At 45.1% G+C, this 22,018-nt stretch carries 16 protein-coding genes; 4 read left to right on the top strand and 12 right to left on the bottom strand.

All coding sequences use genetic code 11. The annotated features are described in order from the left end of the window. Nucleotides 1–10: 10 nt before the first annotated feature. The gene (locus tag L0G63_RS01700) at nucleotides 11–550 is read right to left on the bottom strand and encodes a porin family protein (protein ID WP_301449108.1); all 540 of its coding nucleotides are present in this window, start codon (nucleotides 548–550) and stop codon (nucleotides 11–13) included. Between the two features lie 283 nt (nucleotides 551–833). On the opposite strand from L0G63_RS01700, the gene L0G63_RS01695 reads away from it, so the two are divergent. Both L0G63_RS01695 and L0G63_RS01690 read left to right on the top strand, forming a co-directional pair. Next, on the top strand, nucleotides 834–2,066 hold the full coding sequence (locus L0G63_RS01695) for an 8-amino-7-oxononanoate synthase (RefSeq protein WP_301449107.1): 1,233 nt from the start codon (nucleotides 834–836) through the stop codon (nucleotides 2,064–2,066). A 50-nt stretch (nucleotides 2,067–2,116) separates the two neighbouring features. Further along, nucleotides 2,117–2,959: a methyltransferase domain-containing protein gene (locus tag L0G63_RS01690; RefSeq protein WP_301449106.1), complete on the top strand. Its 843-nt coding sequence runs from the start codon at nucleotides 2,117–2,119 to the stop codon at nucleotides 2,957–2,959. Nucleotides 2,960–3,066: 107 nt separating this feature from the next. Here the strand turns inward: L0G63_RS01690 and dnaK are convergent, their stop codons facing one another. Both dnaK and grpE read right to left on the bottom strand, forming a co-directional pair. Beyond that, the gene (gene dnaK, locus L0G63_RS01685; RefSeq protein ID WP_301449105.1) at nucleotides 3,067–5,010 is read right to left on the bottom strand and encodes a molecular chaperone DnaK; all 1,944 of its coding nucleotides are present in this window, start codon (nucleotides 5,008–5,010) and stop codon (nucleotides 3,067–3,069) included. A gap of 182 nt (nucleotides 5,011–5,192) precedes the next feature. Then, complete coding sequence (gene grpE / locus L0G63_RS01680; RefSeq protein ID WP_301449104.1) at nucleotides 5,193–5,792, bottom strand: nucleotide exchange factor GrpE; 600 nt, start codon at nucleotides 5,790–5,792, stop codon at nucleotides 5,193–5,195. A 429-nt stretch (nucleotides 5,793–6,221) separates the two neighbouring features. Between grpE and L0G63_RS01675 the strand changes: the two genes are divergently transcribed. Next, on the top strand, nucleotides 6,222–7,616 hold the full coding sequence (locus L0G63_RS01675) for an alpha/beta hydrolase (protein WP_301449103.1): 1,395 nt from the start codon (nucleotides 6,222–6,224) through the stop codon (nucleotides 7,614–7,616). 51 nt (nucleotides 7,617–7,667) lie between these two features. On the opposite strand, the gene L0G63_RS01670 is transcribed toward L0G63_RS01675, so the two are convergent. The 8 genes from L0G63_RS01670 to fmt form a co-directional block, all read right to left on the bottom strand. Beyond that, a complete protein-coding gene (locus L0G63_RS01670; RefSeq protein ID WP_301449102.1) occupies nucleotides 7,668–8,816 on the bottom strand; it encodes a metallophosphoesterase in 1,149 nt (382 codons plus the stop codon). Between the two features lie 106 nt (nucleotides 8,817–8,922). Continuing rightward, entirely contained in the window at nucleotides 8,923–9,894 is a 972-nt protein-coding gene (locus tag L0G63_RS01665; protein WP_301449101.1) for an epimerase, read from the bottom strand. A gap of 313 nt (nucleotides 9,895–10,207) precedes the next feature. Continuing rightward, on the bottom strand, nucleotides 10,208–10,837 hold the full coding sequence (locus L0G63_RS01660) for an L-threonylcarbamoyladenylate synthase (protein WP_301449100.1): 630 nt from the start codon (nucleotides 10,835–10,837) through the stop codon (nucleotides 10,208–10,210). Nucleotides 10,838–10,972: 135 nt separating this feature from the next. After that, a complete protein-coding gene (gene dprA / locus L0G63_RS01655) occupies nucleotides 10,973–12,226 on the bottom strand; it encodes a DNA-processing protein DprA (RefSeq protein ID WP_301449099.1) in 1,254 nt (417 codons plus the stop codon). A 55-nt stretch (nucleotides 12,227–12,281) separates the two neighbouring features. Continuing rightward, complete coding sequence (locus L0G63_RS01650) at nucleotides 12,282–13,385, bottom strand: LysM peptidoglycan-binding domain-containing protein (RefSeq protein ID WP_301449098.1); 1,104 nt, start codon at nucleotides 13,383–13,385, stop codon at nucleotides 12,282–12,284. A gap of 330 nt (nucleotides 13,386–13,715) precedes the next feature. Further along, nucleotides 13,716–15,137 carry a threonine synthase gene (thrC, locus tag L0G63_RS01645; protein WP_301449097.1) on the bottom strand — a complete coding sequence of 474 codons (1,422 nt, stop codon included), beginning with the start codon at nucleotides 15,135–15,137 and terminating at the stop codon, nucleotides 13,716–13,718. 46 nt (nucleotides 15,138–15,183) lie between these two features. Beyond that, on the bottom strand, nucleotides 15,184–16,770 hold the full coding sequence (locus L0G63_RS01640) for a transcription antitermination factor NusB (RefSeq protein WP_301449096.1): 1,587 nt from the start codon (nucleotides 16,768–16,770) through the stop codon (nucleotides 15,184–15,186). An 80-nt stretch (nucleotides 16,771–16,850) separates the two neighbouring features. Continuing rightward, on the bottom strand, nucleotides 16,851–17,936 hold the full coding sequence (gene fmt / locus L0G63_RS01635) for a methionyl-tRNA formyltransferase (protein WP_301449095.1): 1,086 nt from the start codon (nucleotides 17,934–17,936) through the stop codon (nucleotides 16,851–16,853). A 329-nt stretch (nucleotides 17,937–18,265) separates the two neighbouring features. Here fmt and L0G63_RS01630 point away from each other — a divergent pair, with 329 nt between their 5' ends. Next, complete coding sequence (locus L0G63_RS01630) at nucleotides 18,266–21,130, top strand: hybrid sensor histidine kinase/response regulator (RefSeq protein ID WP_301449094.1); 2,865 nt, start codon at nucleotides 18,266–18,268, stop codon at nucleotides 21,128–21,130. Nucleotides 21,131–21,326: 196 nt separating this feature from the next. Here L0G63_RS01630 and L0G63_RS01625 read toward each other — a convergent pair whose 3' ends face one another. Continuing rightward, complete coding sequence (locus tag L0G63_RS01625; protein ID WP_301449093.1) at nucleotides 21,327–22,001, bottom strand: riboflavin synthase; 675 nt, start codon at nucleotides 21,999–22,001, stop codon at nucleotides 21,327–21,329. Between the last annotated feature and the right edge of the window lie 17 nt (nucleotides 22,002–22,018).

Genomic DNA, 22,018 nt, shown 5'->3' with positions numbered 1-22,018 from the left:
CTATATTATCTTAGAACTTTAAGTTAGCGCCTACAGTAAGCAGCTTAGTATCTGCATCACTATCCATCATGGCATATTCTGTTTCGACATTGAAGTTAGGATTCACCGCATAACCAAGACCGATACCACCAGCAATACCAGTATCACTGACTGAGTCATTGTTACCGTTATCAAAATCAGCTTCTAGCTCTGTTTTAGCGATACCAAGTTTACCTTTGGCATATAGTGCAGTATTTGGGAACGTGTAACGGTAAGTACCGTACGCGCCATAAGTTTTGGTATCATAGTCGCCAGCATTGTTGTCTAGGTCGGCATCATCTGAACCAACATATTCAACTTCCATACCAAAGTTAGGATCGAAGTTATAACCAGCATATACACCGTATGCAGTTGGATCATCACCGTCTACATCATTGTCAAATTGACCGATCTTGGCACCAACGTATGGCTGACCTGTATAGCCGTTACCATAGTTAACAGCGGCGTTTGCACCTACAGTAAGTAAAGAACCAGTTGCTAGTGCAAGTATAGTTTTTTGTAGAGTTTTCATTATTAGCTCCTTCAAGTAAATTTGGACAAACAAGTTATTTAGTTGTATTGACCATTTGGCCGTATCGCCTTGTTTGCTAACGATGGGTACATAGTAACAAACTATTTCAGACACTCTGTCAGTGTTTAATGGTATGAGAGTTAAGATTTGAAAGCATTTGTCAGTGCTCGGGTTACAAAGGCTGATATATGAAACTTTTTGTTACACATCCCGTTTTTGTGCAATAATCCCTACTCATTGTGTTCCGCATATACTGACGAATAAAGAAAAAGGATGGCTCTGCATGTCAGCTTTTATCGACGCGCAGCTACAAACTGCGCTCTTACAACTCAAAGACAAACAACAATATCGCAAATTACCAGATATCGAACACCACGGACGGTATGTAATTGCTGATGACAATACCCTATTAAATATTGCTAGCAACGATTATCTAGGTTTGGGCAGTGATGCTGAGTTGCAGCGTGAGTTTTTTGAATTTATTCAGCAATCAATGGACTGTTTGCCCAAAATGAGCGCAACATCATCGCGTCTGTTAACTGGCAATGATACACAGCTACAGGCGTTAGAGGATGAGCTACAAGCGTGGTATGAAACCGCAGCTGGAATAAGTCAAACCGCGACGAAATCTGCCTTGGTATTAAATAGTGGCTACCACGCCAATATCGGGATCTTACCTGCATTGACTGCACTACCAGTGAAGACGGTTATTTTGGCAGACAAGCTGGTACACGCCAGTATGATTGATGGTATTAAACTCAGCGAAAGCAAACGCTGCCTGTATCGCCGCTATCGACACAATGATTATGCGCATTTGGCTGCTATGCTTATGCAGGTTGAAGAGGACGTGGAACGTATCATCATCGTCACCGAAAGTATCTTCAGTATGGATGGTGATCGCGCAGATTTACCTGCATTGATCACCCTCAAAGCCACTGATAGTCGTGTCGAGCTGTATGTCGACGACGCCCATGCCGTCGGTGTGCTCGGCGCGCAAGGATTAGGGCTGGCTGAGGAAACCCATACCTTGGCTGATATTGACTACTTAGTAGGAACCTTTGGTAAAGCATTTGCCTCCGTTGGTGCTTATATTCTATGTGACAAGATCGTTAAATCATGGCTGATTAATCAGATGCGTCCGTTGATTTTTAGTACTGCCTTGCCACCGATCAATCATGCATGGACACGGTTTATTTTGGCAAAAATGCCGCAGCTACAGACACGTCGAGAGCATTTGGCGCAGATTTCATTACAACTGAGCCAAGCCATTAACCCTGAATATCGTGTACCATCATCGTTAGCCACACCTATCTATGAATCGCCTATTGTGCCCTATATTTTGGGTGACAACGCTCGTACCATGACAAAGGCAAATCAGCTCCAAGACGCTGGATTTTATGCGCTGCCTATTAGGCCACCGACCGTCCCTGCCAATACATCACGCATTCGCTTGGTACTTAATGCTGCCATCACTTATGATGAATGCGAGCGTTTGATCAGGCAACTATCTATATAATGACCGCAGCCTTTGACGCTCATTATAAACTTTTATGCGAAAGAACGATTATGGAACACCATCCTGCTATCTCTAAGCTCAGTGCCCGTAAACAGATCATTGCGCGTCACTTTTCACAAGCCAATCAGTACGACAAACATGCTCATATTCAGCAGCAGATTTGTCAGTACTTACTGACCGCCATCAATGATAACCATCAAGAGAGCATACTTGAGGTCGGTGCAGGCACAGGGCAGTTGACCCAGCTATTGGCAGCACATTTACACAGTGAGCGATGGTCTATCAATGAATTATGCGAGCAACAAGCCGCGCTTTTACAACAGGAGTTGCCACAAGCAGAGATATTGATAGGCGATGCTGAAACCATGGATTTAGGCGGTGAGCATAGCTTAATCATTAGCGCTAATGCGATTCAGTGGTTCGATAACCCACTGCATTTAATTGCACAGTCAGCCTCACGGCTAAAACCTGACGGGCAGTTATTGCTAAGCACCTTTACCCCAGATAATTTCTTGCAAATAAAAACCCTAACAGGACAAGGACTGCATTATCCAGATATTAGTGAATGGCAATCAGCGCTAGATCAAGCGGGATTTCAACACATAAAGCTATCAACACAGCGTTTCAATGTGCCATTTGCCCAGCCTTATGATGTGCTCAAACATATGAAGATGACAGGTGTATCGACCAATCAAATAGATAGCAATCAAACCTGTGGCAAGCAAACGATTGGTGAACAAACATCTAACATGCAGCCTTTTGTCTGGACCAAAACCCGCTTGCAAGCATTCGAGCATGATTATTGGCAGCAGTTTGCAGGGGTAGATGAGGACGGTCAGTCTTGCGTATATCTGACTTACGACGTCTTAATCATTGATGCACAGCTACCATGATAACGCGTTTCGACGACAATACGCTTAAAGAACAGACATAAAAAACGCACCCCTTAAGGTGCGTTTTTTATTACAAAGACTTTATTATCTTACATGAACTAAGACGATTATTTTTTGTCGTCGTTCACTTCAGTAAACTCTGCATCAACCACGTCATCGTCGGCTTGGTTGTTGTCTGCTGCGCCTTCAGCACCTTGTTGGAACTGGCTTGGATCCATACCCTCGCTACCTGCGCCGCTATCAGCATAAATCTTCTGGCTAACTGGCAAGAATGCATTGTCTAGCGCTTCAAGCTTGGCTTTGATTTCGTCATGGTCATCTTCTTTCGCCGCCGCTTCAAGCTCAGTGATCGCAGATTCTACTGTTGATTTTTCTTCATCAGTGACTTTATCTTCTGCTTCTTTTAGCGCTTTTTGTACGGCATGGATACGACCATCTGCTTCGTTACGAACTTGCGCTAGATTAGCGAATTTCTCATCTTCAGCAGCATTAGCCTCTGCATCACGAACCATTTGCTCGACTTCTTCATCCGACAAACCAGAATCCGCTTTGATTTGGATGCTCTGTGCTTTACCAGTACCTTTATCGGTTGCTGAGATGTTCATGATACCATCAGCATTGATGTCAAAAGATACTTCGATTTGCGGTAGGCCACGTGGTGCTGGTGGAATATCCGTCAAGTCAAAACGACCAAGCAATTTGTTTTGGTTCGCGATTTTACGCTCACCTTGATATACCTGAATAGTAACTGCTGGCTGGTTGTCTTCAGCGGTTGAGAATACCTGTGATTTCTTGGTAGGAATCATGGTGTTTTTCTCGATAACTGGGGTCATGACACCGCCCATGGTTTCGATACCTAGTGTCAATGGCGTCACATCAAGTAGCAATACGTCAGTTTTGTCACCAGACAATACGGCACCTTGGATTGCAGCACCTGCAGCCACTGCTTCGTCAGGGTTCACGTCTTTACGTGGCTCTTGACCAAAGAACTCTTGCACTTTTTGTTGTACAAGTGGCATACGAGTCTGACCACCAACCAAGATTACATCGTTGATATCGCCAATTTTTAGGCCAGCATCTTCAAGGGCAGTTTTACAAGGGTCCATCGTGCGCTGTACTAGATCTTCGGTTAGGCTTTCAAGCTTAGAGCGGCTGATAGTGATGACCAAGTGCTTAGGACCACTGCTGTCAGCAGTGATATATGGCAAGTTCACTTCAGTGCTTTGTGCACTTGATAGCTCAATCTTCGCTTTTTCAGCTGCTTCTTTTAGACGTTGCATCGCAAGAGAGTCACCTTTTAGGTTTACGTCTTGCTCTTTTTTGAACTCAGCTACCAAATAATCGATCAACGCTGAGTCAAAGTCTTCACCACCAAGGAACGTATCACCGTTGGTCGCTAGTACTTCAAACTGTTGCTCGCCGTCTACATCTGCAATCTCAATGATTGAGATATCAAAAGTACCACCGCCCAAGTCATATACAGCAACGGTGCTATCGCCTTGCTTTTTGTCCATACCGTAAGCAAGTGCCGCAGCAGTTGGCTCGTTGATGATACGTTTTACATCAAGACCTGCGATCTTACCCGCATCTTTGGTGGCTTGACGCTGTGAGTCATTGAAGTAAGCAGGTACAGTCACAACCGCTTCGGTCACGCTTTCACCAAGATAGTCTTCTGCTGTTTTCTTCATTTTTTTCAAGATTTCAGCAGAAACCTGTGGTGGCGCCAGCTTTTTACCGTTGATTTCAACCCATGCATCACCGTTATCTGCTTTAGCGATTTTGTAAGGCACCATGCCGATGTCTTTTTGCACGACTTTGTCATCAAAACGACGACCGATCAAACGCTTAATCGCAAACAATGTGTTGTTTGGGTTGGTGACCGCTTGACGCTTGGCTGATTGTCCAACCAACGTTTCATCATTTTTATATGCGACGATCGATGGGGTGGTGCGAGTGCCTTCAGCGTTTTCGATGACTTTAACTTTGTCACCTTCCATCACTGCCACACATGAGTTAGTTGTACCTAAATCAATACCAATTACTTTACCCATAATCAATTACTCCTAATTGTTTTAAATATAAATGGTGTTAAATGCTGACCGCTATCGGTCACTTGTTGCTTTATATCGGTTTGCTTGTCATATTTTTCAAGGTAAAAATCATGCAAAAATGGTCTTTCCTGTGATTTTTTGTGAAAAACCTTCATATTAGTAGGGTTTAGCCTCTAAAAATATTATTGTCCAACACGTACCATGGCTGGGCGTAACAAGCGACCGTTTAGGCTATAGCCTTTTTGTAAGACAGTACCAACGGTATCTGCTTCTGCTTCTGGGTCGATACCCACGGCTTCATGGAAATCAGCGTTGAACTTCTCACCTTCTGGATCAACCACTTCGACACCATGACGAGTCAGTACAGAGACCAATGCTTTATGAGTTAATTGAACCCCTTCAGCGACTGGATCGTTTGCATCTGCGTTTTCCATAGCGCGCTCCAAGTTATCGACGATATCGAGTAACTCTTTGGCAAATTTTTGTAGTGCAAATTTTTTGCTCTTATCCGCTTCTTGTTCGGCACGCTTTTGGGCGTTATAAGCTTCAGCATTAGCACGAGCAGTGTTTTCTTTGGCCTGCTTCACTTCGCCTTCTAATTCAGCGATGCGCGCTTTGAATGTATCAAGGTTGATCTCGTTTTCAATTGTGGCTTCTTCGCCTGAGTTTTTCTTTGGATCAAACTCATCCAAGGTTTCTTCTAAGATACTTTCTTTATGCTCGACGTTGTCATGGACGACCGTTTGGTCAAAATTTTCTTGATTTGGGTTCTGCTCACTCATAATAGCTCCTTGGAATTTCAAAAATAATTGAGATAAGATGCGACCGATAAACCAATCGCTGACGATGTCACACCTTTATCAGATAATGGATACTTTTGACTCATTGTTTTTATTAATACGCGCTAATAGCTGCTTGATAAAGGTAGTAAGTATAAATTTCAAGCCTAAAGTAAAGGAATTTTTCGCATTTACGACAAATATGGTTAGATCTTTCTTTAAAACAAATACTCAGCATTTTTCCGCTGTGTCAACTGGTCTCAATATACGTTAACAAAACGTACAAAAAACCGTCAATAGCGCTCATGACATTACCAAACAACACCTTCTTTTGCGTCTTAATGCCTTATTATTGCTACAACTATTATGACTTATACCAAAGTGTACACTGCTGTCACAGTAGGCACTCAAAAAAATGCTACGAGAAAAGTTATGTCCAATTCTACCGTATCGTCAATCAACACTGTATTGAATAAAACATTGATGACGCTGCATCTGGCGTCAAAGAATCGGATCACCGATGATATGAGTGAGGATGATAATCGAGTAAAGCGCTTGAGCGTCAAAGAAAAAATGCTCAGTTACAATCCAATGTCTCACTGCCAGCCACATACCTTACATTACGCAATGAAAAGCCTTGGCTATCTGCCAACGCCAGTACTAGAGGGTTTAATCGCGTATTTAAAAGGGCCTCACTCAAAACAATATCGGCACGCCAATGCGCATTTGCGCTTGATTCTTGCCGTTAATAATTACCTTAAAACGCCCCTAGAGCTCACGCCTATGCCTGAGCTTCGTGAAAGGTTTACTGCGGATGCGGTGGCAATGCAAGCGCCAAGAGTTTGGCATCAAGCGGGCCATCATCGTTTGAGCAATATCAAACCTTTTATCAAAAAAGGGGAGAATCGTGTCAATTGGGAAGACAAAACCATCGCCAATGCTAATGACGGCGATATGACCATTCGCTGCTATCAAGCAAATACCCATAAAATCGGCTCTAGAAAAAGACAGGCTTGTAACCCTGATAAAACTGCCATGTTGTTTTTCCATGGTGGCGGGTTTTGTATCGGTGATATCGACACGCATCATGAGTTCTGTCATGCGGTGTGTGAGCAAACTGGCTGGCCAGTTATCAGTGTGGATTATCGTTTGGCTCCTGAATGTCCTGCGCCTGCGGCATTGATGGACTGCATTGCCGCTTATGCTTGGCTGACTGAGTATTGCCATACATTCGGTGCGCTACCTTCACGCATTGTTCTCGCTGGCGATAGCGCAGGAGGCGGACTGTCTACGCTGATTGCACAGCAGCTTACCGCCCCAAATGAAAACGCTTGGTCAGATCTGGGCGTTGATGGACAAAACATGTTCGATTTAATACAGCGCTTACCCACGCCTTTGGCACAGATGCCGTTGTACCCTGTCACTGACATTGAGACAGACTATCCTAGCTGGGAGCTGTACGGTGAAGGTCTATTATTAGATCATGCGGATGTGGCCGTGTTTGATGCGGCTTGCTTGGAGAACAGTCCACTACCGCGCCTGCATATCCTAAACTCCCCCATGCTTGGTGATAATAGTAAGGTATGCCCGACCTATATCGTCGCCGCTGAACTCGATGTATTGCGTGATGAGGCATTTGCTTATGCAAAGCAGCTAAAGAGTTATAAAGTCCCTGTTGAAACCCGTACTGTGTTGGGCGCACCACATGGCTTTATTCATTTTATGAGCGTGCATCAAGGGCTTGGAGAGGAAACAAAAGCGATCATCAACGGTTTCGCTCACTTTGCCCATGATGTGATTCGCACTCAATCACAGCTGGCGGCATAACTGATAATCCGCTCTGCTTATTCATAGGTACTATTTACTCATAGGTACTATTTATTCCTTGGTCTGACCAGAAACGGTAATCAACCAAATCTCAGAACGTGAGCCTAGTCTGAATGGGATACCCCAAAAGCCATAACCAGAGGATACGACAAAGTGTCCTTTGCCAATCGCCTCGTAGCCATACCCTATTCGATTGATGGCCTTTACAATGAAGTTGGCTGGGAAGATTTGTCCGTTGTGAGTATGTCCTGAAACCTGTAAATCAATGGGCAGCTGACTGTGCTCAGCAATATCACTCGGCCTATGATCTAGCAAAATAACAGGCTGTGAGGTATCAACGCGTGCAAGCAAATCCGTTGTAGCCACACGCTGGCGTTTGTGATTATCAAAGCGTCCGATCAACCAGACTGCTTGCCCCTGATGCTCTACACAAAATACGTCATCATTTAATAAATGTACGCCTGCGTCCGCTAACGCTTGACCGATGGGTCGCTCATGACCATACAAATCATGATTGCCCAATGTTGCATAGACGCCGTATGGCAGGCTGTTGCATAGCTCAGCTAAGTTTTTTGCCATATTATAGTTATTAAACGCATCTGTATTGTCATCCATGATATCGCCTGGCATCAGTAGCATATCAGCGTCAGCTTTGATTACCAGATGGCGTAATCTATCTATGGCAGCCACGCCAAATAGCCGTCCTATGTGCAGGTCACTTGCGACTGCAATGCGCAGTGGCTTGGCCAAAGGTTTGTCAATACTAATAGATAGCTGACGTACGACTGGCACATAAGCACTATGCAGTGCATAAATAAATAAGCTTATAAATATAACCAGTGCGAATCCTCGAAGCTCTAAGCCAACATCAGTAGATATATTCGAGACACCGTCCGTGAGTACCTCTAACAATGATGCCCTAAAAACATAGTAGCCATATAGCATACCTATTATCAATGCCGCGAGCAGCATAAAATGCATAACCAACAACCAACCGCTAACCCAGCGATAGCTATTGGCAAATGCTCTTTTGATGCTCAATATCAGCAAGATATTGGTGATGGCGAACACACTAAGCCATAGGACGATCTCTAATGTCGGCGTTGCCCAAGGCTGTAACCACCACTGTAAGCTTAGGGCAGCACCCGCACTAAACAGCTGCAAGAGCAAAAAAATGATGATGAAAAATGCGTAACGCATGGATTGTCCTTGAGCGCGATTGTTTTGAAGCATGTGAAGTCAAAAGCAGAGGATATTCAGTATAGAAACCACTTTTAATGTTTCACATGAAACAGTCAAGACATAGTTACTTCTGCTTCTCTAATGCTTGTCTGAGTGTCGCATGCTTAAACGTGTAACCTGCATCAAGAAGCGCTTGTGGCAGCACCTTTTGACCATCGATTAGCAGCGTTGACATCTCACCAAACATAAGCTTGAGCAAAAACTCTGGTAAGGTAAAAAAGGTCGGACGGTGCAACCATGAGCCAAGCGTTTTGGTAAAGGTGTGATTGGTGACAGGGTTGGGAGCTGTCAGATTATAGACAGTAGCAGGTGTATCACTCGCTGTTTTTAGTGCATTATCTCCATGTGAAACCTTTTGCTTGCCATCAGACTGCGTGACAAGATGCTGCTCAATAATAAAAATCGCCGCACCTACCCAGTCCTCGCGACTGATCCAGCTCATAATTTGTTGTCCATCACCCAGCTGCCCACCAACGCCGCACTTGAATGGCAATAGTAATTTTGCCACCATACCCCCTTCAGGATGGATGACCACACCTGTACGCACAATCACCACAGGGACCTCATACTTGGTCGCATTAAGTGCCAATTGCTCCCATTCTTGACAAAGCTTGTGAGCAAAGTCAGTCTCAAAACCACTGCTTTCAGTCAGTGGCGTGTCGCCTTGCGTACCATACCAGCCGATTGCTGAGCCGCTTACCAGCAGTTTGGGCTTGGTGTGAGTGCGTTCGATAAAGCGCAGTATCGACTCAGTAGGTTTGATACGACTGGCAAGCAGTTGCTCTTTGCGCTCATCGCTCCAGCGCGAGTCTGCAATGCCAGCACCAGCTAGATTCAATATGACATCAAAACTCTTATCAGTCGTATCAAGCTCGTCATAAGTCATCATATTAATGCCATCAGGATGTGCTTGAGTGCTGTCTCGCGTCAGCCATGTGATGGCAAGATCTTGTCCTGTTTGATAATAACGCTTGATCATCTCATCACTCAGCGCACTACCCAAAAATCCTGAGCCACCACTGATTAACATCTTCATACTCTGCTCCCTTTATGCTTTAGTTATTATTCGCATTACCTATCGTCTCAAAAAAACCAGACTATTACACTATCGTCTACTTTTTGACAGGTTTTATCAAAACGACTTTTACAGGCTTTTGGTAAAGCAACAACGCTAAGAAAAGGAAGTGAGGTTGATGATTAGCGCCAAATAGATGTGTGTTGTTAAAGCTACCGCGCTGTAGCCATAGCAGTTATCCATTTCTAACCATAGAATTGGTAAATGGCTGTTTTAGCGATGAAGCCTTGCAGAAAATTATGTGAGAGATTTATGAGGGACACTTTATTGCACGTTAGCGAATGACTGACCCAGTTATTGCATCACGGATTTGACTGGGCAAGGTATACCCCAAAGTCTCAGCCTGTAAATAACCGATCTGCTCACCAAAATAGGCGTAGGCAGTATCAAAAGTGCTGGCAGGAGACTGCCCTGATGGATTGCAACTGGTAGAAACCAGTAAACCAAATGGGTTCTGCTCACTGATTATCTGCTCGCAAAGCTGGCGAATGGTAGGGTGTGAAATCACTCTCACAGCGATAGTCTGATGCTGACCTGTAATCCAAGTGGGTACAGTATGAGTAAGCTGCTGAGGAATTGGCAATAACCAAGTATGTGCTTGGCGTTCCTGTAATCTGTCACCATTACTGTCTGACTGCCAACTGTCAACAATCTGCTGACGCTGATCATTGTCTAGAGCATCTAATAGAGGGGTCAAGCGCTGCGCGCTATCAGTGACAACAATCATACCTTTGGCTTGCGGACGCTGTTTGATTTCCAAAATGCGCTGAACCGCTGCTTGATCGTAAGGGTCACAACCAATCCCCCAAACGCTTTCTGTTGGGTATGCAAGCAGTTGCCCCTCTTTAAGCCATGTAGCAGCTTGGGCAGCAGAATCAGTGATAAAAGGTCTGGATTGGCTCATAACTTCAATGTTTCATGCTAGGTTATAGAACTTAATGATAGCACAAGACAAGGCTTGACTCAGATAGCGATATTTAGACATGCATTCTACTTGTCTCTATTCACTTATCACTATGCAGTGATTATACACGCTAAGCTACACGCGCAAGTAACGTCCGCCCTGCACAGTGATGACACCCATCAGCTCAAGCTCCATTAGCTGACCAATGAGCTGTGGCGCGGATAGTTTGGTTGCGATAATCAGCGCATCTAAGTCCTGTCCGTGCCAGTCAAGACGCTCATAAATGTCGGTCAAATGCTCAGGTACAATAACCTCACTACGGCTAGATTTTATATTAGTAGATTTTTGCTCACTATGCGCGGTAAGCGAGCGTTTGTCTATATTTGACACAGCGAAGGGATGGCGAACGTCCGACTGAGACTTATCAGAGCGCATCGTTGCCTCCTTTTGTCTACATGATCGACGATCATAATCGAGTTGACCATTGACATCTTCTAGCACTTGCTGAGGATGATAAATCAACGTCGCGCCCTCACGTATCAAATGATGGCAGCCTTCTGCATTACTATTATCAATATGGCTTGGAATGGCAAAGACTTGCTTGCCCTGCTCTGAGGTCAAACGAGCGGTGATGAGCGAGCCACTTTTAATCGTGGCCTCGGTCACAATAGTGGCCAGACTCAGCCCCGCCACCAAACGATTGCGACGCGGGAAAGTATGCTTATGCGGCTGTGTATGCGGTAGTAGCTCACTTACAATGCAGCCGCCTTGCTCGACAATTTGAGCAAATAATTGATCGCGGTGATTGGGATAGTGTACATCAATCCCTGTTCCCATCACGCCGATCGTGCGGCCTTTATAATCAGAATCGGTTTGTGCCAACGCCCCCAAGTGTGCCCTTTTATCCACCCCTATCGCCAGACCACTCGTGATCACATACCCTGCCTGTGCCAGATATTGCGCCATATCAAAGGTGATTTTTTGTGCATGTGTGGTGGGTTTTCGACTACCCACGATGGCAATTTGGGCTTGCTGCAGACGCGCGCTATTTCCTCGAAAAAACAACAAGGGCGGCGGATCATAAATATGAATAAGCTGAGCAGGATAATCAGGCTGATCGGCAAACAATAGACCGTAGCGACCGTCTGTAAGTGCTTGCTGGATTTTCTCGATACTAGCACACGTCTGCTCTGGCTGTTCATGGCGTTTGAGATGGGTATGATGAAGTCCTAACTGCTTCCAAGCGCCTACTGTAGCCTGCCAAGCAAGCTGCGCATCACCATAAGTCGTTATGAGCTTATGATAAGCAGACAATGATGCATTCACCTCATACCATAGCGCCAATATGGCGCGCTGATTATCAGATAGGGGCTTAGTGACTGCCGTCATGGTCGTCTGTCTCGCAGAATCAAGCTAGTGGCACGCTCTAAAGAGCCTGATACATTTATAAATAAGGAGGCGGTAATAGCTGATCACCCACATTGAGTGGTAGCTCAGAGTCCAGTACGTAAGCATAGCTGATATGATCAAAGGTATTGAAAACCATCACTGTACCGCTTGGCTCATTGGGTAAGCGTACTGGCATGTCATTGTCTCTTACGTCCCTGACCAGCGGGCCTTTTTGATAAACAGTCAACACATCACCTGGCTTGGCACCTTGTAGACTGCCTAAATTAATTGCCACCACACTGCCTTTGGCAGCGGAGCTGATGGAATCCATCACTCGCACAATCTTACCACCACGGCTGACGTTGGCAGGGGTTGGATAAAAGACAGGTGGGATAGCGTTGTCTAGCTCGACAAACACGCGATCGCCTTCACGCACTTCTTTGTCGTAGCTGTCCGTCAGCTGCAGGCTAGTGACGCCATTGGTTTCTGTGGATGTTACTAGGCCAGTCGCGACTTGTGTGACTTCTAGGCCGATAACCTCTTGAGTTTTGGGATCCACATATAGGTCACCCTCACGGTATACCCCGTAGCGCTGACCCACGATAAGCGGGACGCCTTTGGCATAGACTTTATCCCCGCTTGCGGTGATTAGATTGCGGTTTTTGGATGCCAAAATATAAGGAGTAGTGTTGAAATCTTCTGGATTTACAATGAGGGTTTTATCCAGCCAATGCTGAATAGCAGACCATGGTACAGGCGGGATACTATTAGCAGTCGAGGTGATCGCGACGGTGCTGGCAACCACATTACCTGTTAGCTGCTTTTCAATACCTGCACAGCCCTCACCAGTATCAACCCCTACCAAAGTCTTGCCCTGAATGACACACAGAATAAGAATGTCATCGGGATAAATGAGGTTTGGATTTTTGATTTGCTTATTAGTGGCCCAGATCTCTTTCCAGCGCCATGGACTGTCCAGATAGCGCCCTGAGATGTCCCATAGCGTATCGCCTTTTTTGACAATATAGCGATTGGGTGCATCTGCTTTTATGGTAGGTGGTGGATTATTGGCGTGGGCTGTGGTCATCAACATGGCACTGCTAAATGTTGTAACTAATAATCCTTTTGCCAGTGCTTTTGCTGTCTTTTTTAAGCTCATCTTCATCGTTATATCCACAATAGGTACCACTGTTTCGGTCACAATAAACCACACTCGTTTTTTACCAAATATACAAATTATTTTATAAAAATAATTTATATTATCAGTAGTTTATAGGTGATTTTATCATAACAACGATAGGGCAGCTGTTCAGTATAATTGGCTAGAAATATTCCAAAAAAGCGTCTAGCAGCATGATGGCTCACCGACGCTGTTTCTAATACTACAATTATCTATACCATAACACAATCATAAACACTTTATTACAATGGTGTAACCTTTATACGAACCTTATTCTGGATCAGAAATAAACTTAAAACCCTTGACCCTCTAAGCGGGGTTTGGCGCAATATGCTGACGAATTTGCTCAGCGACCAATGCCGCATCATTGTCCAGTACTGTCACATGTTGCGGCAAGCTCTCTAACCCTTCGGTATGTGCTGGACGCTCGATGTCGATTTGTCCTACTGCTTCAACAATAGTGTCTGCAAATTTAACAGGCAAGGCCGTCTCTGCACAGACAATCACCTCATCCTCACGCTGCAATTCTTTGGCAACCTTGATACCGTCAGCTGTATGCGGATCAACCAGCTCGTCATATTGCTCATACAACGCTTTAATAGTAGCTAGGCGATCGTTGTGTGTTGACTTGCCAGCAGCAAAGCCATAACGCGTATTGACCGCCTCCATCAAATCAGATAAGTCAAACCCTTGACCTGATTTTACACCGTCAAATAACTCATGAACGCGTGCGCTGTCTTTATCCAGCAACAAGTAAACAAAACGTTCAAAGTTTGAGGCTTTTGAGATATCCATTGATGGACTTGAAGTGACATACGTTTTGTCAGTAGGACGCGGCTGATAAGCCCCTTGATTGAAGAAGTCATTGAGGACATCGTTTTCGTTGGTGGCAACAATCAAGCGCTCAACGGGCAATCCCATTTCGCGAGCGATGTGACCAGCGCAAATATTACCAAAGTTACCTGACGGCACGCTAAAGCTGACTTTTTCATCATTGCTTGTAGTCACCGCAAAATAGGCTTTAAAATAATAAACGATCTGCGCGAGGATGCGACCCCAGTTGATAGAGTTGACCGTGCCCAAGTCATACTGCGCTTTAAAGTCAGCATCTTGTTGCAGCGCTTTGACGATATCCTGACAATCATCAAACATGCCGTCGATGGCGATATTATGAATATTGTCATCGCTTAAGCTGTACATTTGTGCGCGCTGAAACTCGCTCATTTTGCCATGTGGTGACAGCATAAAGACTTCGACGTTTTCTTTACCGCGCAGGGCATACTCAGCTGCACTACCCGTGTCGCCACTGGTCGCGCCGATAATGGTAATACGCGCCCCTTTTTGCTTGAGCACATATTCAAAGGCATTGCCCAAGAACTGCATGGCCACGTCTTTAAACGCCAGCGTTGGGCCGTTTGACAATCCTAAAATATATAAGTCATCTTCGAGCTTACGGACAGGCACGATGTCGTCACTGCCAAAAACGTCAGCGGTATAGGTGCGTTCGATGATGTCCTTTAGATCCGCGTAAGGAATGTCCGTCGCAAAGCGCTGCATAATCGCAAGTGCCAGCTCTGGATAGCTCAGCGTACGCCACTCATCAAGGACAGCGCCGTCAACGGTCGGGTAATGCTCAGGCAGCATCAAGCCGCCATCTGGCGCAAGCCCCATCAATAGTACGTCGCTAAAATCCATTGGCGCTGTCTGACCACGGGTACTGATATATTTCATTAGAGTGTCCTGTCTACAATAATATTATTCAATCGTTAAAAACGGTTTATTCAGCAGTCTTCTGTAACAGCGCATAATAAAAACCATCGCCGCTCTCGCTATCAATCGGTAAGCATTGACGACCAATCGCTTGGGCAATACCCCAATTGCAGTCCTCAGTAAACTCAATCGCTACCGCATCATTATGATGGCTCATAAAGTCTTGCATTTGCGCCACGTTTTCTTGCTTTAAGATAGAGCATGTCACATAAAGCAGATAACCACCAACCTTGAGCTGTGGCCATAGGTTATGCAGGATGTCAGCTTGCAATAAGGCTGTTTGCTCAATGTCTTCTTCACTACGCAAAATACTGATATCAGGATGACGGCGAATCACGCCCGTCGCGGTACAGGGTGAGTCCAATAATATCGCATCAAATACCGGCTCGTTGGTTGCCGCCTTTTTGTTTTTGCTAAGCTGCCATCTGGTGGCATCAGCACAGACAATATTAAGGGCAATATTTTTGTCGGTCTGCTCCAGATCTTGCTGCTTTAGATTAAGACGCTGCAAGTTGTCATAAATACGCTCGATACGCGGCGCTTCGTTATCGATAGCGGTCAGCTTAATGGTAGAAGCTAAAGGTTTCGCTGCTATATCGCCTTGTTTCACGTGAAACAACGATGAAGAGTCATTTGAGCTGAGCAGCTCCAACCAATGGGCAAGCTTGCCACCCGGGGCGGCGCAAGCATCTAGAATGTGTATCTCGTTATTCGTAGTTTCCATATCTGATTTTTCAGCGCTAAGCTTTGCCATCAATACTTGATTAATGATGGGTGCCGCAAGCTGAGCATGCATGTCTTGTACGCTGGCGATACCGTCAGAAAAATGCGGCAAAGCATTGACCGCTGTGCTTTGATGTAATCTTAACCCTTCGGTAGACAGCGTCGTTGCGGAGGACTCTGGTAAGTCTGCCAATTGCAAACCGCTGGTCAGCTCCACCACATCTGCATCGATTTCTGCGCCATACAGTGTTTGTTGATAATCCGCTATCGAGGTCACTGTACTATTGACCCGCAAAAACATCGGTGCCGCTTGGCGTAAGCCTTGGGTCAGCGCATCATACTGCTCACTCCAATCTTGCTTAAGCTGATAGGCCAGCCAGTTTGGCAAGCTGTGCTTTTTATTGCATTTCTTGCGAAACTTGCTTGGGTTTTTGGCCACTTTGCGCAAGATGGCATTGATGAGACCCGTCGCATGCGCGAACTGAATCTCTTTTGCCGCTTCAACGGTTTCGTGAATCGCGGCATGATCTGCCACTTCCAGATATAGCAACTGCACCAAACCTACTTGAATCGTGGTACGGACTTCGACCTCGTCAATTGGGTTGTCCGCAAGCGTGTCGAGCAGACGCGCCAGCGCATACCATTGGCGCAGTGTCGTGAGCAATAACGCATGCGCAAAACCTTTATCACCATCATGTAGACTGTTCAGCAAAGGATCAAGCACGCTTGCGAGTGACTGACCGTTTTGGATAGCAATGAGCGTACGAATCACGCGCACACGTACGCTACCGTTCATAATCAGATTGCTTGACGGTTTAAGCTTATTGTTTCTAGGTGTATTGTTTCTAGACGCGCTGTTGGTTTGTCTCATGAAGTTGTGTTTCCTTGACGTCTGATCGATCGCGTCTTATGCCAGTAGGGTTAAATGTCGTAAAAACTATTTGGATAAAGCTATTTAGATTCTGTCGTGAATTGATCACCATCATTCAACTGATTACCATGACAAAGCTGCTCCGCCGTCATGGGCTTACCGCCAGCGAACTGTAAACGGGTGATGGCTAATGTGTTGCTCAATTGCTCGTCATGAGCGCCATGACTATCTGGTTGTCCAGTCTCTTGACCACAAGCGACTAAGATGGCTTTGCGTCCCACACTCACGACCGTGCCCGCAGGCTTGTCAGTTTTTTGTGTGGTATTAATGGGTAGTGCCGCGAGTATTTTGACGCGTTGCCCATTTAGAAAAGTATAAGCACCTGGCCACGGGGTCAGACCACGGATTTGACGCTCAATCGTAGCGGCAGGCTGCGACCAATCAACCTCCCCTTCGGTTTTCACCAACTTTTCTGCATAATTTGCCTGATTGTCGTCTTGGACAACGGCCTGTGCTTGGTAATGTGACAAATCTTTTAGTACGGTGGCGATAGCCGTCGCCCCAAGCTCTGCCATCTTGTCGTGTAGGCTCGCTGCCGTCTCATCAGATGCGATACTGGCGCTCGTTTTATAGAGCATATCACCCGTATCAAGCCCTTTATCCATCTGCATGATGGTGATACCGGTCTCCTCATCGCCCGCCAATAGCGCGCGGTGGATAGGCGCTGCACCGCGCCAACGCGGCAATAACGAGGCATGAATATTCAAACATCCATGGGTCGGCGTGTTTAATACACCAATAGGTAAAATCAAACCGTAAGCGGCGACAATCATAAGATCTGGCTGATAGCTACGCAGGGTTTGCCTAGCGGCCATACCTTCAGTGCTGGATTTTTTAAAGGTGACTGGCTGCTCAACCACGATATCGTTTGCCAAGGCCACTTCTTTGACAGCAGAGGCTGATAATTTTTGGCCGCGTCCTGCTTTGCGATCCGGCTGGGTATAAACAGCGACAATGTCGATATTTAGGGTGTCTTGCTGATTGATAAGCGCTTCTAGGCTCACCGCAGCAAACTCAGGCGTGCCTGCAAACACGACTCTCAGTCGCTTGGCAAATGGTTTGTTGTTATGTATAGCGGCATCAGAGGGGGCAGTCGTTATCGTCATAGTTCTGCATTATATAAGGTTAATTTGCCCATTATAGGTGAGTTTACGATGTTGTGCCATAATTGTGGTAGTCTCAACCCAGTGTGCCTCGTGACGCTTCTCTCTTTATAAAGTAAAAACACTCATTGCTCTCTTTGTAGAACTTTTTATAGAATAAAAAGACCTTGTCAGCATTGCTCTATAAATCAGCCACTATCATGTTGCTACAAACAATGGATACAAGTCGTTAAAGTCGAGTCTTTGATGCTAAGACTTTGAAAAATCAGTTACTATAAAAAATCATTATGATTTCACGGTATGTTATTACGTCGATATAGGGCCATGTTCTCATGCAGCAGTTTAAGTCCTTACAGCGCTTATTGATCTTTTATGCATTGACCTTACTGGCGATGCTATTGATGTATTACGTTACCTTGTTTGATGTGATCAAGCATCGTAGTGAACAACACAGTATCGATACGTTTCACTCATTAGAGCACAGCATATTTGAGCACGCCGCCCCTATCGATGTAGAAATAGAAAAGATTTTAGGACAACCCGCGTTTGACCATATCAGTTATCATCTTATTTTGATGATGCCATCTGGGCAAACCTATATTCATCGTAAAACTCGTCCGAACGAAACGGATTTTTCGACCATAACATTGCCAACCCTTAGTGCGGCGAGCGCTAATAGCAGTAACCAAAGTGCGTATCAGGTTAGTAATAATGATCTGACAGGAATCATTCAGCTAGAAAGTGGGCATCAGATTTATATTACTTTTCGCCACGAGCCGTTGATAGTCAATTGGACCTCGTACCGCTACTGGCTGCCACTTGTGATCGCCTTCCTGCTTTTCTTTATTGCATTATTTTATATGCTCAATCGTCGAACCAACTGGGAGCAATTGCTGGTTTATACCGACAATTTGAGCACTCATGCAAGGGAGACTTATACACCCTCCCCTTTTTTACAGAAAAGATCCACTAGAGAGTTTTTACTTTTGGGACATGCGCTGAGCCGAGTGAGCTATCAGCTGCATAATGACTATCGCCGTATCAAAACCTTGCAACATCGCTTGGAGCGCTTGGTTGATCAAGCACCGCTGCCCATGCTGATGAGCGTACGCCATGGCCAGATTAGCTTTTACAACCAACGCTTTGAAAAAGCATTTATGCCCGCTGCCAAAAATGACCAAAGTTATGAGCTCACTGACTTTTTTGTGGGCAAAGATGACACCACTCAGCAAGCACTACAGACTCTAGAAAATTTACGAGTATCACGTACCGTCATTGTCTATGGAATAGAAAACAAACAGGCCTACCAGCTACATATCACACCATGGTTTGGTGAGCACGGACAGATTCATGGATTCACTGCACTTCTAAATAATATTAATGAGCTTGTCAATCAAAACGAGCAATTGCAGCAGCAAAACAAACAACTACAGCAAAAGCTTGATGAGTTCAATGAGCTCAAATTTGCCATCGGTCATAAATTACGTATCCCGCTAGAAGCGATGATCGATATCCTCGAGCCAATTGATCCGAACACGTTGAATACCAGACAAAATAAAACATTAGACACACTGATTACCACCAGTCATAGTATGCTTACTGCGCTCAATGAGACTCTGCACATTGGCAATATTGAAGTGAGAAAAAACCGTTTGAATATTGAGCCTGTCGATATTTATAAGCTTGGTCAAGAAGTGAATGAGCTAGTAGTCAGTAACGTACGGCAAAAAGGACTGGAGCTGATTTACTTTTTTTCCCCTAATTGTCCTCGCGCCATCGATACTGATGACGGTCGCCTGCGGCAAACCTTACTAAATTTATTGCATAACGCCGTAAAATTCACCCCTTTCGGTCATGTCGCACTCATCATCGAAGCAGTCGACTATGATCAGATGACAGAGACAAGCAAAGAGACTTTGCACGCTATCAATCAAAATAGCACCGCCACTGAGACAAATTGCTGGGTGCGCTTTAGTGTGCAGGACACGGGTATCGGGATCACCTCTGCCAAGCAGCATCAGTTATCGTCATACTTAAATAAGCCGCGCCACCAAGAGCCCAATCCAATCGTGCAAAATGTTCTCGATACCGGACTGGGTCTCAAAAATGTTAATAGCTTCGCGCGATTATTAGGTGGGTTTATTGAATTGACAAGTACAGTCAATGAGGGCAGTGTCTTCAACCTATACCTGCCTTGTCAACGCCCGCACTATCAACCCGTGTATCATCCTAGTCAGCACTTAGCTCATATCTGTCTTATCGCTGTGGTGCATCAGCCACTGGTTGCAGAGCACCTACAGCGTCTCTGTGAGCATCTAGCAATATCCGCGACTATTTACACCTCTGTAGACTTAGCAACGATAGAGCAATTAACAGAGCGCCTGAGTAAAGAAAAGCACCGCTTAGCCCCTCTATTACTACTAGATTATGAGTACTATGATACGAGTACCATTTTAGTTGAGGACGCGCTCAACACGGACCGCTCAGACGACGCGCAAAATTCGTTGTTAAACGATTCATCCGATCTAATAGAGACATATGTACCAAGTGGTCAGCACATCGCCACCAATATAGATAGACGTCAAGCCTTAGATAGCTTAGTAGCAAATACCTCATTACCCAAAATACTGTTTAGCATGAAGCCTGAGCGCCGCATACCATCAGTATTGCTCGATCAGTGTGATGGTTATCTGACCAAGCCGCTAGACAGTGCGCTATTACTCTCTGAGCTTATGCGCTTGACCCTGCCTGCCAGACAAAAGCTCTCTCAAACACAGCAGGGTCAAGAGGATGTGAATGAGAAAAATACTCAAGAGACGAGCACTCAAACCGCACTGCCTCTCATACTTGTGGTCGAGGACAGCCCGACCAATCAAAAGATTGCCTGCAAAATGCTGAGCAAAATTGGCTATCGTAGTATGGTTGCAGAAGATGGACAGCAAGCCCTTGATATATTGGCAGGCCAGCGTGAAGAGATTTCATTGATCCTTATGGATTGCCGGATGCCCATCATGGATGGATTGCAGGCCACTCAGGCAATACGAGCACAAGGAGATGACATTCCTATCATCGCGCTAACGGCAAATAATACAGAAGAGGATCGCAAGGCGTGCATGCAAGTGGGAATGGATGAGTTTTTATCCAAGCCTATCCGTAAAAAGGATCTAGAAACCGTTCTACAAAGCTTTATACCCTAAACGTTAATAAAAAAATCACCCTCTCAACATTATAGTTGATCCAATTTAAGAGCGGTACAAGGCAACCGAGTGCAGATGTATATGTCATACTTCAAGCGAGGTTAACGCTGTAACGCTTTTATAGTGGATTGACTATACTTTGATTTCGTAATATGGACAGGGTGAATATCTAAACAGGTAAGTACAGCCTCAAACGTTATTTCATAAAGCCATTATCTGCTAAAAAAGCTTCTGTAATTTGGCTTTGAGGATTTGCAGTATTTATACCACCAGATTGTGATTTATTTAGCAAACGCTCCAAATAGCGTGCAACGATATCCACTTCGATATTGACTTTGTTACCCACCAACCAATGCTTAGCGATATTGGTCACTTGAGCGGTATGCGGGATAATATTTAAAGAAACGATATTGTCACGCACCAGATTGGTAGTCAAACTAATCCCATCTACCGTGATAGAACCTTTGGTCGCTGTATAGTGCGCCAACTCTTGTGGTATCTCAATCTCAATATAAATAGAACGTGCGTCTTGCTGTAGTTTACTGACGACGCCTACCCCATCCACGTGACCGGCAACAATATGGCCACCAAAACGAGTCGTTGGTAGCATCGCTTTTTCTAAATTGACCGTATGACCTGCTTTTAATGCTTCTAGCGCTGTTCGAGCAATAGTTTCACGTGAAACATCAACAGAGTAATAGTTATTGCCTAGCTCTACAACAGTCAAACAGATACCGTTCGATGCAATAGAATCACCGAGCTTTACGTCGCTAAAATCCAGGTCGTTAGACTCTATTGTTAAGCGTATATCACCGCCCGTTGGTTGCATCGATTTTACGGTTCCAACGCTTTCTATAATTCCAGTAAACATATCATCCTCATCTCGTT

The sequence above is a fragment of the Psychrobacter sp. genome, from assembly GCF_030454045.1.
Classification (GTDB): domain Bacteria; phylum Pseudomonadota; class Gammaproteobacteria; order Pseudomonadales; family Moraxellaceae; genus Psychrobacter.
The sequence above is the reverse complement of the archived record's forward strand: the minus strand, read 5'-3'. Positions and strand labels throughout refer to the sequence as shown.